Raw genomic sequence first — 15,066 nt, forward strand, 5'->3', positions numbered from 1 at the left:
TTGCATTATCTAGTATGGAAAGTATTTCATATAGTAGAGGTGGAACTATGCAAAATAAATCGATGATTGTATGTCGTTGTGAAGAAATTAGTTACGATGAATTAATAGAAAGCGCATCAAAATATAAGTGCTCTGCACGAGAACTGAAGTTACGAACACGTGCAGGAATGGGCTATTGCGGTGGCCGTACATGCCGTACTATGGTAGATAATATTGCTCATCTTCATCATCCACGTACAAATGATGAAATTTCATTAAAACATCAGGCACCCATTCGACCAGTGCGATTCTCCGATTTAGGGGAGGTTAAATCATGACAGAACGTATAATTACCCACCCCGTTTTAGGGAATTTAATCCAAAAAGAAAAAATAACTTTTACTTTTGACGATCAGGTAATTGAAGGTTACAAAGGTGAATCCCTAGCTGCTGCATTGCTAGTACAAGGAATCCGCACTTTACGTTTGCACGAAGAAACAGGGCAGCCTCGAGGCATTTATTGTAATATTGGTCACTGCTTTGAATGCCGTGTCAATATAAACGGCTTGGACGGCGAGCGAGCATGCTTAACCCCTATTTCAGATGGGATGGTTGTAAAAAGTGGGCAGCCACTTCCTACGACAGTAAGGGACTGGAGGAAGAACCATGAATAATAAAGTAATTATAATTGGAGCTGGTCCTGCTGGGCTTGCGGCGGCCATTACATTGGCGGAAAAAAATATTGCTGTCCTTGTTATCGATGAATATTTATATGCTGGCGGGCGATTACTTGGACAATTATATGAAGAGAAGCCAGGAACATGGTGGAATGGTATTGTGGAATCTGAACGTTTATTAAAACGAGCTAAAGCAGTCAATGTTGAATTTTTACTACAAACAAGTGTATCCGATTTAGAAAAAGTGGATCAAACGTGGATCATCCACACAACCAAAGGTATATTTCGTACCCAACATCTGCTATTAGCTACTGGAGCTGCCGAATCACCTTTCCCAATTCCAGGCTGGACTCTACCGGGTGTAATGTCTGTTGGAGCAGCACAAGTAATGACAAATGTGCATCGTGTGAAGCCTGGTAAACGGGGAGTCATTGTCGGGGTCAATGTACTATCTTCTGCTATTGCGATGGAATTACAATTAGCAGGGGTTCAAGTAGCAGCTATCACATTACCTCCCTCTAACTTGTTAGCGAAGAAGAATAGTAATCCTTTAGAAGTTATGAACTCCTTATTACATGTAGCTCATATGGCTCCCTCCCCTCTTGTTAAAATGGGCAGCAAATTGATGAAAAATGACTTTATGAAAAAGCTCGGTATTTCCTTTTATCCCAAAAATGGTGTGAAAATGTGGGATATACCTATTATGTTGCGTAAAGCTGTTATTGAAATCGTCGGTAAAGATCAAGTTGAAGGGGTCGTTTTAGCAACAGTGAATACAGATGGCTCTCTTGTTAAAGGTAGCGAACAACGAATCAAAGCAGATTTTATTTGTATCGCTGGCGGCCTATACCCTTTAGCAGAACTTGCCTCTTTAGCTGGTTGTCCATTCCATTATATCGAAGAATTAGGTGGGTTCATTCCTTTACATAATGAACAAATGGAAACTAATTTAGAGGGGTTGTATGTCGCTGGAAATATTACGGGCATTGAAGGAGCCAAGGTAGCATTAGCACAAGGAAAAGTTGCTGGCCTTACAATTGCTCAACGTCTCAATGCAGGAGCCTCAAAGTATGATATTAAGCTTGCTATCCAAGATGTTGAAAAAACAAGAGCTACTGCACATATTCAATTTCATCCTGAAATTTCAGCCGGTCGTCAACAGATGAAACAAATTTGGGATGAATCTGTTGGACCGCTTACGATTCATTAAAAATGCCTATTAAAGAATAAAAGTCTTTTTCTCATCTTCATGAGTAAAAGGCTTTTTTGCTTTATGGCATAAAACATGCAATACATATGATGTGATTAAAAATCGTGAAAGGAGGTTTTGATTCTTAAACAATATGCCATATATGTACCTTCCATAATATTGAATTACTGATTTGTGTGACAAAATGGATGCTGCTGTATAGTACACAATTTCTTGGGTGGGAATTTCGGGTTTTGATTGAAGAAAACAAGGGGGAAAATCTATGGAGACAATCGTTAATACATTGGTCGATTATATTTGGGGGAATGCACTCGTATACTTAGCATTAGGTGTGGGTCTTTACTTTACCATCCTGACAAAAGCTGTTCAATTTCGTTATATTCCTGAGATGATTCGTTTATTACGTGAACGTAAAGAATCAAAAGAAGGAATCTCGTCGTTCCAAGCTTTTTGTATGGCATTGTCTGGACGAGTTGGTGTTGGTAATATCGCAGGTGTGGCTACGGCCATTGCTGCTGGTGGACCAGGCGCAGTATTTTGGATGGGTGTTATGGCATTTCTAGGGGGTGCAAGTGCATTTATAGAATCTACCCTTGCCCAATTATATAAAGAAAAGGCTGATGGTCAGTATCGTGGTGGTTCACCATACTATATCGAAAAGGGTTTAAAACTAAAAGGCTTTGCTATATTTGTTGCGTTTGTTATCTGTCTTTCATATGGTGTTCTAGTGCCTGGGATCCAGGCAAACACAATTGCCACTTCATTTAATACTGCTTTTCATATTCCACCATTTATAACAGGCGCGGTGATTGTTGTTCTTTTGGGATTAATCATATTTGGTGGTGTTAAACGTATAGCTCGTGTTGCTGACAAAATTGTTCCTATCATGGCACTTGCCTACGTCATTTTAACACTTATCATATTAGGGGCTAATGTGAGTGAAATTCCAGGTATGTTTAAACTTATTATTACAAGTGCTTTTGGTACTAATGAAATCTTTGGGGGTATAGTTGGTACTGCAATCGCCTGGGGTGTAAGACGCTCCGTATTTTCAAATGTAGCTGGAGCTGGAGAAGCAACATTTAGTTCTGCTGCTGCTGAAGTATCTCATCCTGCTAAACAAGGCTTAGTTCAGGGTTTCTCAATCTATATTGATACAATCATTGTATGTACTGCTACAGCATTAATGATTCTCATTACAGGTATGTATAACGTTACCCCTTCAGGAACAACGGCACCGTTAGTTGAAAATATCCCAGGCGTCGTGGCAGGTACTGCTTATACACAAGCAGCAGTATCTACAGTATTCCATGATTTTGGAAGTGGATTCGTGGCTATTGCCATCTTCCTCTTCGCATTCACCACTCTAATGGCATACTACTATATTGCAGAGACAACAATTGTTTATTTAGATAATAAGCTACGCTTCCCCATTTTGAAATTAGTATTAAAAATAATCTTCTTACTCGTTGTTTATGTCGGAAGTGTACAATCGGTCAGTCTTATGTGGGGGCTTGGAGATATTGGATTCGGAAGTATGAGTTATTTAAACTTTATTGCGATTGTATTATTAACCAAACCAGCCATTCAAGTTTTGCGAGATTATGATCGACAAAAAAAGGCTGGTCTCGATCCTATTTTTGATCCAAGAGAAGTTGGAATTAAAAATGCTGATTTCTGGATAGAATATAGCAACAGTCATAAACGGAAATAAAAAAACAGTCAGCATACAGCTGACTGTTTCTATTGCCTAGCGACGTCCTACTCTCACAGGGGGAAGCCCCCAACTACCATCGGCGCTAAAGAGCTTAACTTCCGTGTTCGGTATGGGAACGGGTGTGACCTCTTTGCCATCATCACTAGACTATGGTCGGCTTTCAATATACATCGCATTTCTTCGTCAGCTTCTGTCGTTCAGTCAGTCACGTACTTGAGTACGCTCCTTCCCTCTCTCCATTGCTTCCTCGAACTACTCGTATCTTGAAACCCTTCATAAAAGAAATTATTCTTTCAAAACTGGATAAACGGTTCATTGAATGGTTCAAACATTTTTGGTTAAGTCCTCGATCGATTAGTATTCGTCAGCTCCATGTGTCACCACACTTCCACCTCGAACCTATCTACCTCATCGTCTTTGAGGGATCTTACTTACTTGCGTAATGGGAAATCTCATCTTGAGGGGGGCTTCATGCTTAGATGCTTTCAGCACTTATCCCGTCCACACATAGCTACCCAGCGATGCCTTTGGCAAGACAACTGGTACACCAGCGGTGTGTCCATCCCGGTCCTCTCGTACTAAGGACAGCTCCTCTCAAATTTCCTACGCCCACGACGGATAGGGACCGAACTGTCTCACGACGTTCTGAACCCAGCTCGCGTACCGCTTTAATGGGCGAACAGCCCAACCCTTGGGACCGACTACAGCCCCAGGATGCGATGAGCCGACATCGAGGTGCCAAACCTCCCCGTCGATGTGGACTCTTGGGGGAGATAAGCCTGTTATCCCCGGGGTAGCTTTTATCCGTTGAGCGATGGCCCTTCCATGCGGAACCACCGGATCACTAAGCCCGTCTTTCGACCCTGCTCGACTTGTAGGTCTCGCAGTCAAGCTCCCTTGTGCCTTTACACTCTACGAATGATTTCCAACCATTCTGAGGGAACCTTTGGGCGCCTCCGTTACCTTTTAGGAGGCGACCGCCCCAGTCAAACTGTCCGCCTGACACTGTCTCCTGCCCCGCTAAGGGGCATGGGTTAGAATTTCAATACAACCAGGGTAGTATCCCACCGACGCCTCCTTCGAAGCTGGCGCTCCGAGATCTCTGGCTCCTACCTATCCTGTACAAGTTGTACCAAAATTCAATATCAGGCTACAGTAAAGCTCCACGGGGTCTTTCCGTCCTGTCGCGGGTAACCTGCATCTTCACAGGTACTATAATTTCACCGAGTCTCTCGTTGAGACAGTGCCCAGATCGTTACGCCTTTCGTGCGGGTCGGAACTTACCCGACAAGGAATTTCGCTACCTTAGGACCGTTATAGTTACGGCCGCCGTTTACTGGGGCTTCAATTCGCAGCTTCGCTTGCGCTAACCACTCCTCTTAACCTTCCAGCACCGGGCAGGCGTCAGCCCCTATACGTCACCTTACGGTTTTGCAGAGACCTGTGTTTTTGCTAAACAGTCGCCTGGGCCTATTCACTGCGGCTCTCATGCGCTTGCACGCTCAAGAGCACCCCTTCTCCCGAAGTTACGGGGTCATTTTGCCGAGTTCCTTAACGAGAGTTCTCTCGCACACCTTAGGATTCTCTCCTCGACTACCTGTGTCGGTTTGCGGTACGGGCACCTCTCACCTCGATAGAGGCTTTTCTTGGCAGTGTGAAATCAGGAACTTCGTCCATACGGACTCGCCATCACAGCTCAACGTTACAGTGTGCGGATTTGCCTACACACACGCCTTACTGCTTGGACGCGCATAACCAACAGCGCGCTTACCCTATCCTACTGCGTCCCCCCATTTCTCAAACGGTGAGGAGGTGGTACAGGAATATCAACCTGTTGTCCATCGCCTACGCCTATCGGCCTCGGCTTAGGTCCCGACTAACCCTGAGCGGACGAGCCTTCCTCAGGAAACCTTAGTCATACGGTGGACGGGATTCTCACCCGTCTTTCGCTACTCATACCGGCATTCTCACTTCTAAGCGCTCCACCAGTCCTTCCGGTCTGACTTCAACGCACTTAGAACGCTCTCCTACCACTGACATCGTAGATGTCAATCCACAGCTTCGGTGAATCGTTTAGCCCCGATACATTTTCGGCGCAGCGTCACTCGACCAGTGAGCTATTACGCACTCTTTAAATGATGGCTGCTTCTAAGCCAACATCCTGGTTGTCTGTGCAACGCCACATCCTTTTCCACTTAACGATTACTTTGGGACCTTAGCTGGTGGTCTGGGCTGTTTCCCTTTTGACTACGGATCTTATCACTCGCAGTCTGACTCCCGTGTATAAATATCTGGCATTCGGAGTTTGTCTGAATTCGGTAAACCGGGATGGCCCCCTAGTCCAAACAGTGCTCTACCTCCAGTATTCTCATCACGAGGCTAGCCCTAAAGCTATTTCGGAGAGAACCAGCTATCTCCAAGTTCGATTGGAATTTCTCCGCTACCCACACCTCATCCCCGCACTTTTCAACGTGCGTGGGTTCGGGCCTCCAGTAAGTGTTACCTTACCTTCACCCTGGACATGGGTAGATCACCTGGTTTCGGGTCTACGACCACGTACTATTTCGCCCTATTCAGACTCGCTTTCGCTGCGGCTCCGCCTTCTAAAGCTTAACCTCGCACGTAATCGTAACTCGCCGGTTCATTCTACAAAAGGCACGCTATCACCCATTAACGGGCTCTAACTACTTGTAGGCACACGGTTTCAGGATCTCTTTCACTCCCCTTCCGGGGTGCTTTTCACCTTTCCCTCACGGTACTGGTTCACTATCGGTCACTAGGTAGTATTTAGCCTTGGGAGATGGTCCTCCCGGATTCCGACGGAATTTCACGTGTTCCGCCGTACTCAGGATCCACTCAGGAGAGAACGAACTTTCGACTACAGGGCTTTTACCTGCTCTGGCGGACCTTTCCAAGTCGCTTCATCTAACTCGCTCTTTTGTAACTCCGTATTGAGTGTCCTACAACCCCAAGAGGCAAGCCTCTTGGTTTGGGCTCTTCCCGTTTCGCTCGCCGCTACTCAGGGAATCGATTTTTCTTTCTCTTCCTCCAGGTACTTAGATGTTTCAGTTCCCTGGGTCTGCCTTCAAGACGCTATGTATTCACGTCAAGATACTACGCGATTAAACGTAGTGGGTTCCCCCATTCGGAAATCTCCGGATCAAAGCTCACTTACAGCTCCCCGAAGCATATCGGTGTTAGTGCCGTCCTTCTTCGGCTCCTAGTGCCAAGGCATTCGCCGTGCGCCCTTAATAACTTAACCAAGTTATTAAGCCTATAAAAAAACTTAAAAAATAAATGTGTTTGTTACAATTTCAATGTCGTTTTATCCAGTTTTCAAAGAACAAGTTTTGAAGCTTTTCATTCAAGAAGAATGAACCTTCAAAACTGAACGCAAAACGTAATCTTACAAACCCTAGGTTTGTATTCCGAAATAATCCTTAGAAAGGAGGTGATCCAGCCGCACCTTCCGATACGGCTACCTTGTTACGACTTCACCCCAATCATCTATCCCACCTTCGGCGGCTGGCTCCAAAAGGTTACCTCACCGACTTCGGGTGTTACAAACTCTCGTGGTGTGACGGGCGGTGTGTACAAGGCCCGGGAACGTATTCACCGCGGCATGCTGATCCGCGATTACTAGCGATTCCGGCTTCATGTAGGCGAGTTGCAGCCTACAATCCGAACTGAGAACGACTTTATCGGATTAGCTCCCTCTCGCGAGTTGGCAACCGTTTGTATCGTCCATTGTAGCACGTGTGTAGCCCAGGTCATAAGGGGCATGATGATTTGACGTCATCCCCACCTTCCTCCGGTTTGTCACCGGCAGTCACCTTAGAGTGCCCAACTAAATGATGGCAACTAAGATCAAGGGTTGCGCTCGTTGCGGGACTTAACCCAACATCTCACGACACGAGCTGACGACAACCATGCACCACCTGTCACCGTTGCCCCCGAAGGGGAAACTATATCTCTACAGTGGTCAACGGGATGTCAAGACCTGGTAAGGTTCTTCGCGTTGCTTCGAATTAAACCACATGCTCCACCGCTTGTGCGGGCCCCCGTCAATTCCTTTGAGTTTCAGTCTTGCGACCGTACTCCCCAGGCGGAGTGCTTAATGCGTTAGCTGCAGCACTAAGGGGCGGAAACCCCCTAACACTTAGCACTCATCGTTTACGGCGTGGACTACCAGGGTATCTAATCCTGTTTGCTCCCCACGCTTTCGCGCCTCAGTGTCAGTTACAGACCAGATAGTCGCCTTCGCCACTGGTGTTCCTCCAAATCTCTACGCATTTCACCGCTACACTTGGAATTCCACTATCCTCTTCTGCACTCAAGTCTCCCAGTTTCCAATGACCCTCCACGGTTGAGCCGTGGGCTTTCACATCAGACTTAAGAAACCACCTGCGCGCGCTTTACGCCCAATAATTCCGGACAACGCTTGCCACCTACGTATTACCGCGGCTGCTGGCACGTAGTTAGCCGTGGCTTTCTAATAAGGTACCGTCAAGGTACAGCCAGTTACTACTGTACTTGTTCTTCCCTTACAACAGAGTTTTACGAACCGAAATCCTTCTTCACTCACGCGGCGTTGCTCCATCAGGCTTTCGCCCATTGTGGAAGATTCCCTACTGCTGCCTCCCGTAGGAGTCTGGGCCGTGTCTCAGTCCCAGTGTGGCCGATCACCCTCTCAGGTCGGCTACGCATCGTCGCCTTGGTGAGCCGTTACCTCACCAACTAGCTAATGCGCCGCGGGCCCATCCTATAGCGACAGCCGAAACCGTCTTTTAGTGTTTCACCATGAGGTGAAACAGATTATTCGGTATTAGCCCCGGTTTCCCGGAGTTATCCCAAACTATAAGGTAGGTTGCCCACGTGTTACTCACCCGTCCGCCGCTAACGTCGAAGGAGCAAGCTCCTTCTCTGTTCGCTCGACTTGCATGTATTAGGCACGCCGCCAGCGTTCGTCCTGAGCCAGGATCAAACTCTCCATAAAAGAAATTTGAATAGCTCAAATTGTTTTGCTGGCATCAATTTTGATGTCCAAAATTTTGTTTCGTTCACTAACCAAAGCTAGTTACTGAAAACTTTATTGATTACGTTTTGCTTGTTCAGTTTTCAAGGTTCATATCATTGTCTCTTCGGACAACTTCTTTAGTCTATCAGACAACCGGAAAGTTGTCAACACTTTTTTGGAGCGGGTGATGAGAATCGAACTCACGACATCAGCTTGGAAGGCTGAGGTTTTACCATTAAACTACACCCGCATAATATGATTTATAAATTGGCGCGCCCGGCAGGAGTCGAACCCACAACCTTCTGATCCGTAGTCAGACGCTCTATCCAATTGAGCTACGGGCGCATATAAGAATATAAAATTAATTGACTTGGTGCGGCCGAGAGGACTTGAACCTCCACGGGGTTGCCCCCACTAGGCCCTCAACCTAGCGCGTCTGCCGTTCCGCCACGACCGCATTCAATCAGTAACTTTCTCATTATACTACAAGGATCTGAGAAGTCAATGTTTTTTCCTAAAAAGATGAGCCATGAAGGACTCGAACCTTCGACCCTCTGATTAAAAGTCAGATGCTCTACCAACTGAGCTAATGGCTCAAATTAAGAAATGAATGGCTGGGGTACTAGGATTCGAACCTAGGCATGACGGAATCAAAATCCGTTGCCTTACCGCTTGGCTATACCCCAAAAAGTGGCGGTCCCGACCGGGATCGAACCGGCGATCTCCTGCGTGACAGGCAGGCATGTTAACCGCTACACCACGGGACCAATAAATAGTATTAATTAAATTATGAAGAAATGACCCCTACGGGATTCGAACCCGTGTTACCGCCGTGAAAGGGCGGTGTCTTAACCACTTGACCAAGGGGCCATGGCTCCGAAGGCAGGACTCGAACCTGCGACAACCTGATTAACAGTCAGGTGCTACTACCAACTGAGCTACTTCGGAATACTATGTTTTGCTGTCGTCGTTATCTTGTCGACTTTTACTATTATAGGGACAACTCAACAAAACGTCAACTATTTTTTTATAATTTTTTATTCCACTAGTATTAGCCTACCCAAACACTTACTACAGCAATACTTCTCAACATTCATTTTTATTTTCCGTACATATAGTTGTTGGCAATTGACACAAGTATAAGTATGACGATGATGTCTTTTAGTTGTAGCTTTAGGGGGTTGTAAAACTGAGCAAAATCGAGGTGCATTTACTTTTCTTAATAGCTCTCGAAAATCTTTATCTCGATGTTGATACCCTTTACCTTCAATATGTAAATGATAATGACATAATTCATGGAGTACAATACCTTCAATCTCTCTATAGCCATATAACTCATAGGCTTTCGGGTTTATCTCAATATTATGAGATTGTAAAAGATATCGTCCACCAGTTGAACGTAATCTAGCATTAAAGTAGGCCTGATGCTGAAAAGGTTTTTGAAAGCTTTCCAAGGATAAGCTGTGAACAAGTTGTTGTAACTCCTCATTGTTCATATATTAATCACCTCTAACAACAAGAATACCACACTGTGTAGTATAGACAGTGTGGTAAATATTTATTACTTAAATTATAATGTTTGATTTTTAGGCGGAAGCATTGTTAAAGAAATACGCCCTTTATTGACATCTATTTGTTCTACCCATACTGTGACAATATCACCTAATGCAACAACTTCTAATGGATGTTTAATGCGTTTGTTTTGTAATTTAGATATATGCACCAACCCGTCTTGCTTTACGCCAATATCAACAAACGCTCCAAAGTCCACCACATTTCTCACTGTGCCTTGCAGTTCCATACCTACTTTTAAATCTTCCATTTTTAATACATCTGTTTTAAGCAAAGGCTGTGGGAAAGCATCACGTGGGTCACGACTTGGTTTCATTAAAGTATCCACAATATCTTGAATAGTCACAACACCTATGCCCAGCACGCTACTTAAATTTTGAATATCTAAAGCTGCAATAGCTTCTTCGGCTTTCGGCGTCCCTAGCTCTTTTTTATCAATTTGAGCTTCTGCTAATATTTGTTCAGCTAAATCATAGCTCTCTGGGTGAATACCTGTAGCATCGAACGGATTTTTTGCTTCAGGGACACGTAAGAAGCCGATAGCTTGTTCATACGTTTTAGCACCTAGCCTTGGAATCTTCTTTAATTGTGCACGTGTAGAAAATTGACCATTTTCTTCTCGCATCTTCACGATATTCTCTGCAACTGTTTTGGATAAACCAGAAACGTATTGTAAGAGTGAAGAAGAAGCCGTGTTTACATCAACCCCTACTTTGTTAACAGCAGTTTCTACTATAAAAGTTAGTGATTCATTTAATTTTTTTTGAGAAACATCATGCTGATACTGACCTACACCAACCGCTTTAGGTTCAATTTTCACTAACTCCGATAAAGGATCTTGTAAGCGGCGTGCAATGGACACAGCACTACGCTGCTCAACCTGTAAATCGGGAAATTCAGCCCGTGCAATATCTGACGCTGAATAAACAGATGCTCCCGCTTCGTTGACAATAACATACGCAACATCAGTAGTAAGTTCATTTAGTACATCTGCAATAAATTGTTCTGTTTCACGCGATGCTGTACCATTACCAATTGCAATTATGCTTATTGGATATTTTTCTAAAATTCCTTTCACAGTAGCTTTCGCTTTTGCTACATCTGGTTTAGGAGGATGTGGATAAATAGCTGTAACCTCTAACATTTTCCCCGTTTCATCTACAACTGCTAACTTACAACCTGTGCGGTAAGCTGGGTCAACCCCCAATACATATTTCCCTTTCATAGGTGGCTGCAGTAATAAATTACGTAAATTCTCAGAGAAAATATGAATTGCTTGTGTTTCAGCTTTCTCTGTCAATTCGTTTCGTAATTCTCTTTCAATCGAAGGCTGAATTAAACGTTTGTACGAATCTTCAATTGCCAGTTTTACTTCTGCAATTGCAGGAGATGAGCCAATTGCAGGTATCCATTCCTTCCACATAATCATCAAAACTCTGTCTACTGGCACTTGGATTGAAACCTTTAAAACTTCCTCTTTTTCTCCACGGTTGATCGCTAAGATGCGATGCGGAACGATGCGATTAACAGGTTCTTCATACTCGTAATACATTTCAAAAACATTTTTTTCATCGATCTCAGCATTTTTTACAGTCGTTACAAGGACTCCATCTTTCCATGAATAGGCGCGGATTTTTTCACGAATCGCAGCATCATCCGCAAAACGTTCTGCTAAAATATCTCGTGCGCCCATTAGTGCTTCTTCTGTATTGGCAACCTGTTCATTATCCACAAAACCAACCGCTAGCTGCTCTAATGCGTCATTACTAAACGCCAAGAGAAGTTCTGCAAGAGGTTCTAATCCTTTTTCTTTGGCAATCGTCGCCTTTGTACGTCTTTTTTGCTTGTAAGGTCTATATAAATCCTCTACCCGCTGTAAGACGGTTGCAGCAAGTATGGCTTTTTCTAATTCTGGTGTAAGTTTTTCTTGCTCTCGGATTAATCGAATAACCTCTTCTTTCCGTTGTTCAAGTTGCTGTATGTAGTGATAACGATCCTCCACAGCTTTAATTTGCACCTCGTCGAGAGAGCCCGTTGCTTCCTTTCGATAACGTGCAATAAATGGTACCGTATTTCCCTCTTCTAATAACTTAATAACAGCATCTACTTGCCCTGGTTTGACTACAACATCCTTTGCAATGAGCTGTAACATTTGCTTTTGTTCCACATCATCACTACCTTTTTCTTTTCATTTTACCATTACACCTTACTAAAAATGCAAAAAGATAGTCTACTCAGACGAATATGAGTAGACTATCTTCATCCATTTATAAGTGTTTAACACATAAAACACCCAAAGAAAGATTAGAGCGAAACACCGCCACTTGCTAGAATAGCCTCTTGTAATTTCTTTATTGCTTTCCTTTGTATTCGAGATACATGCATTTGAGAAATTCCTAATCGTTCTCCAGCTTCTTTTTGACTAAGTTGCTCTAAATATGTAAGCTGAATAATTTGTTTTTCCCTTTCATTTAACACAACAAGCGCCTCTGAAACAATCATGCGTTTATTAGTCATTTCATAACCATCGTCTTCCCTACCCAAAATATCAAATAAGGTGACTGTACTGCCATCTGAATCTGACTCTATCGAATGATCCATAGAAAGAGCCTGATAGCTACGGCTCATTTCCATCGCTTCCAATACCTCTTCCTCGGCTACTTCTAATCGCTCAGCAATATCTTGAATAGAAGGAGAACGCTGCAATTCAATCGTCAGCGCCTCCACTGTTGATTTGATTCTCGGTCCTAATTCTTTTATTCGTCTAGGCACATGAACATCCCATGTTTTATCACGTAAAAAACGCTTGATTTCTCCAACAATCGTTGGCACAGCAAATGCTTCAAAACTACGACCAACATTCGGATCAAAACGTCTGATTGCACCTAACAATCCCAGCATCCCTACTTGAACAATATCATCATAATAAGATTTACCATTCGAATATTTACGAGCTATTGACTCAACTAGATATCGATAATGAATCACTAATTTTGTTTGCGCTTCATCATCCTCCGTTGACTGGTACAATTCAATCCACTTTAGTATATCTTCCTTGGATGAAGATTTATGTAGTGATTCTTTCGACATTTTTTTCCACCTGCTCTCTAGCGACATACTTTGTCATGAAGACAGTTACGCCACCATCGTTATTGATCATCACCTCATCCATCAAAGTTTCCATTAAATAAAGTCCTAAGCCACCTTCTCTTAGCCCTGCAATACTTTCCTCAGGATGATACGGTCCAATCTTAGACTTGATCTCTTCGAAATTAAAGCTGTTGCCATAATCCGCAATCATCATTTCCATTTTATTGTCATACAAAGCACACCCGATGACAATTTCACCTTCTTCTTCATCCTTATAAGCATGGTGAACAACATTTGTCACAGCCTCACTTGCAGCAATTTTTAAATCTTCGATATCATCATAACTAAAGCCAATCCTACTAGCTAAGCCCGAGACAGTTAATCGAATGACACTGACAAATTGCGGTTTAGCAGGAACTCTAATTTCAATATAGTCAAATTCCTTCATTATTTTAATTCCACCTTTTTATCAGTTTCAATATCCATCAAATCACTTAGACCCGTAATTTCAAACAATCTTTGCAATCTATTCGATAAACCAACTAGCTTCACTTTGCCATTTTCACGTAATGCTCTTTTATAAAAGGCAACAAATATCCCAAGACCTGTACTGTCCATGTAATTTACTTTTGATAAATCAAGTTCAATTTCTAATCCGTCTGTAATCTTTACCGCTTCTAATTCCTCTCTTAAACCAGACGCGGTAAATGTATCGATTTCCCCTTCAACAAAACCAAATAATTTATGATCAATCTCTTTAAAATATATCGTTACGTCCATATAGCACACCTCCACCATATTTGTTAGACTATTGTCTATTCCCTATTTTATTAATAATTAAACCTATTTTTTTAAAATAACGACAGTAAAATCATCCGATAGTTTAAAATTCTGAGCTTTCTCTATTTCCTTATAAAGAAGTTGGCACAACTGCTGGGCTGTTAAATGTCTATTTTGTTTTATTAAAGTTGTAATAACCTCTCTAGAATTCAAGTCTTCCTGTGCTCTAAATTCAGTCACACCATCGGTCATCATAATAATTAAATCATTGTCCTCTAAAACAATGTCATGAAACGAATATTTTGTTTCAGGTAAAACACCGAGTAATAAGCCTTTAGCCTCCAAAGAATAGAATCGATCGTCCTTGGCAATATAGTGTAACGCTGGCTCATGACCTGCCGAGGCATAAGAAAAGATATTGTGTTGTACATCTAAGCATCCATAAAACATAGAAACAAACATACTGTCGTCCACACCTTTTTCAATTACCCTGTTAATGACTTCTAAAACATAGGAAGGATCTTTATATGCATATCCTAATGTTTCAAGCCCATATTTCACCATCGACATACATAACGCAGCAGGAACTCCCTTGCCGACAACATCTGTCACTGCCACACTTAAATATTCTTCACCATCATGAAAAAAATGTACATAATCACCATTCATTCTACGAATAGGAACTGAAATCATTCCTATATCAATACTTTCTAGCTGCGGCACATATGTTTTTAATAGCGTTTTTTGAATGTTTGTCGCAATTTTCATTTCCATCTCGTATTCAGCTTGCTTTTGAAGTAAGCTTTGATGCTCTCTATGTGCCATCCCATAATGAACCATCACTTCAATAAGAAAATCATAGGCTGGCTGTGATTCACTCATTTGATCAGGAAATATTTGTTCAACAGCATTTTTATGAATACTAACAACATCCTCTGGAGATATATTTTTTTGAATTAACTGACGCGTGAAATTTTGAGCAATATATAAATTTCTTTCAGTTTGGCTGACCATATAATCTGATA

10 protein-coding genes, 8 tRNA genes and 3 rRNA genes are annotated in these 15,066 nt (G+C 42.8%); 4 read left to right on the forward strand and 17 right to left on the reverse strand.

Annotated elements, in window-relative coordinates; translation table 11 throughout:
• Positions 1 to 47 precede the first annotated feature (47 nt).
• The 4 genes from MHI22_RS13615 (at position 48) to MHI22_RS13630 (ending at position 3,579) form a co-directional block, all read left to right on the forward strand.
• On the forward strand, positions 48 to 317 hold the full coding sequence (locus MHI22_RS13615) for a (2Fe-2S)-binding protein (protein WP_058843564.1): 270 nt from the start codon (positions 48 to 50) through the stop codon (positions 315 to 317).
• On the forward strand, positions 314 to 652 hold the full coding sequence (locus MHI22_RS13620; protein WP_036119074.1) for a (2Fe-2S)-binding protein: 339 nt from the start codon (positions 314 to 316) through the stop codon (positions 650 to 652). Before MHI22_RS13615 ends, MHI22_RS13620 begins: the two co-directional genes overlap by 4 nt.
• Positions 645 to 1,865 (forward strand): NAD(P)/FAD-dependent oxidoreductase, encoded by a 1,221-nt coding sequence (locus tag MHI22_RS13625; protein WP_089934205.1) that lies wholly within the window; start codon positions 645 to 647, stop codon positions 1,863 to 1,865. Before MHI22_RS13620 ends, MHI22_RS13625 begins: the two co-directional genes overlap by 8 nt.
• Positions 1,866 to 2,127: 262 nt before the next feature.
• A complete protein-coding gene (locus tag MHI22_RS13630) occupies positions 2,128 to 3,579 on the forward strand; it encodes an alanine/glycine:cation symporter family protein (RefSeq protein ID WP_340812227.1) in 1,452 nt (483 codons plus the stop codon).
• A gap of 34 nt (positions 3,580 to 3,613) precedes the next feature.
• On the opposite strand, the gene rrf is transcribed toward MHI22_RS13630, so the two are convergent.
• From rrf to MHI22_RS13715, 17 genes are all read right to left on the reverse strand, one after another.
• Positions 3,614 to 3,729: ribosomal RNA gene (gene rrf, locus MHI22_RS13635) — 5S ribosomal RNA — on the reverse strand.
• Positions 3,730 to 3,916: 187 nt separating this feature from the next.
• Positions 3,917 to 6,844: ribosomal RNA gene (locus MHI22_RS13640) — 23S ribosomal RNA — on the reverse strand.
• 182 nt (positions 6,845 to 7,026) lie between these two features.
• A 16S ribosomal RNA gene (locus MHI22_RS13645) occupies positions 7,027 to 8,578 on the reverse strand.
• The 16S, 23S and 5S rRNA genes sit together here with 8 tRNA genes alongside, the layout of an rRNA operon.
• Before the next feature lie 197 nt (positions 8,579 to 8,775).
• Positions 8,776 to 8,849 (reverse strand) — tRNA-Gly (locus tag MHI22_RS13650).
• Positions 8,850 to 8,867: 18 nt separating this feature from the next.
• Positions 8,868 to 8,944, reverse strand: a tRNA-Arg gene (locus MHI22_RS13655).
• A 26-nt stretch (positions 8,945 to 8,970) separates the two neighbouring features.
• Positions 8,971 to 9,056 (reverse strand) — tRNA-Leu (locus MHI22_RS13660).
• 66 nt (positions 9,057 to 9,122) lie between these two features.
• Positions 9,123 to 9,195 (reverse strand) — tRNA-Lys (locus tag MHI22_RS13665).
• Positions 9,196 to 9,210: 15 nt separating this feature from the next.
• Positions 9,211 to 9,285, reverse strand: a tRNA-Gln gene (locus MHI22_RS13670).
• A gap of 5 nt (positions 9,286 to 9,290) precedes the next feature.
• A tRNA-Asp gene (locus tag MHI22_RS13675) sits at positions 9,291 to 9,366 on the reverse strand.
• Positions 9,367 to 9,397: 31 nt separating this feature from the next.
• Positions 9,398 to 9,469: transfer RNA gene (locus MHI22_RS13680), tRNA-Glu, on the reverse strand.
• Between the two features lies 1 nt (position 9,470).
• Positions 9,471 to 9,547, reverse strand: a tRNA-Asn gene (locus MHI22_RS13685).
• A gap of 89 nt (positions 9,548 to 9,636) precedes the next feature.
• Positions 9,637 to 10,095, reverse strand: coding sequence for a SprT family protein (locus MHI22_RS13690; RefSeq protein WP_036119086.1), 459 nt, complete (start codon positions 10,093 to 10,095; stop codon positions 9,637 to 9,639).
• A gap of 74 nt (positions 10,096 to 10,169) precedes the next feature.
• The gene (locus MHI22_RS13695) at positions 10,170 to 12,338 is read right to left on the reverse strand and encodes a Tex family protein (RefSeq protein WP_036119089.1); all 2,169 of its coding nucleotides are present in this window, start codon (positions 12,336 to 12,338) and stop codon (positions 10,170 to 10,172) included.
• Between the two features lie 137 nt (positions 12,339 to 12,475).
• A complete protein-coding gene (gene sigB / locus MHI22_RS13700; protein WP_036119097.1) occupies positions 12,476 to 13,261 on the reverse strand; it encodes an RNA polymerase sigma factor SigB in 786 nt (261 codons plus the stop codon).
• A complete protein-coding gene (gene rsbW / locus MHI22_RS13705; RefSeq protein WP_036119099.1) occupies positions 13,239 to 13,709 on the reverse strand; it encodes an anti-sigma B factor RsbW in 471 nt (156 codons plus the stop codon). Before rsbW ends, sigB begins: the two co-directional genes overlap by 23 nt.
• The gene (locus tag MHI22_RS13710; protein ID WP_036119101.1) at positions 13,709 to 14,041 is read right to left on the reverse strand and encodes an STAS domain-containing protein; all 333 of its coding nucleotides are present in this window, start codon (positions 14,039 to 14,041) and stop codon (positions 13,709 to 13,711) included. The genes rsbW and MHI22_RS13710 overlap by 1 nt, the downstream gene beginning before the upstream one ends.
• A gap of 63 nt (positions 14,042 to 14,104) precedes the next feature.
• The gene (locus MHI22_RS13715; protein WP_371327986.1) at positions 14,105 to 15,055 is read right to left on the reverse strand and encodes a PP2C family protein-serine/threonine phosphatase; all 951 of its coding nucleotides are present in this window, start codon (positions 15,053 to 15,055) and stop codon (positions 14,105 to 14,107) included.
• Positions 15,056 to 15,066: the final 11 nt, after the last annotated feature.

It is taken from the genome of Lysinibacillus sp. FSL L8-0312, assembly GCF_038003285.1.
Lineage (GTDB): Bacteria > Bacillota > Bacilli > Bacillales_A > Planococcaceae > Lysinibacillus > Lysinibacillus fusiformis_D.

Bases quoted from the DNA above. Each gene is read 5' to 3' on its own strand.
- MHI22_RS13710 (WP_036119101.1), bottom strand. From the start codon at position 14,041: ATGGACGTAACGATATATTTTAAAGAGATTGATCATAAATTATTTGGT.
- MHI22_RS13630 (WP_340812227.1), top strand. From the start codon at position 2,128: ATGGAGACAATCGTTAATACATTGGTCGATTATATTTGGGGGAATGCA.
- rsbW (WP_036119099.1), bottom strand. From the start codon at position 13,709: ATGAAGGAATTTGACTATATTGAAATTAGAGTTCCTGCTAAACCGCAA.
- MHI22_RS13625 (WP_089934205.1), top strand. From the start codon at position 645: ATGAATAATAAAGTAATTATAATTGGAGCTGGTCCTGCTGGGCTTGCG.
- MHI22_RS13715 (WP_371327986.1), bottom strand. From the start codon at position 15,055: ATGGTCAGCCAAACTGAAAGAAATTTATATATTGCTCAAAATTTCACG.
- MHI22_RS13615 (WP_058843564.1), top strand. From the start codon at position 48: ATGCAAAATAAATCGATGATTGTATGTCGTTGTGAAGAAATTAGTTAC.
- MHI22_RS13690 (WP_036119086.1), bottom strand. From the start codon at position 10,095: ATGAACAATGAGGAGTTACAACAACTTGTTCACAGCTTATCCTTGGAA.
- sigB (WP_036119097.1), bottom strand. From the start codon at position 13,261: ATGTCGAAAGAATCACTACATAAATCTTCATCCAAGGAAGATATACTA.
- MHI22_RS13620 (WP_036119074.1), top strand. From the start codon at position 314: ATGACAGAACGTATAATTACCCACCCCGTTTTAGGGAATTTAATCCAA.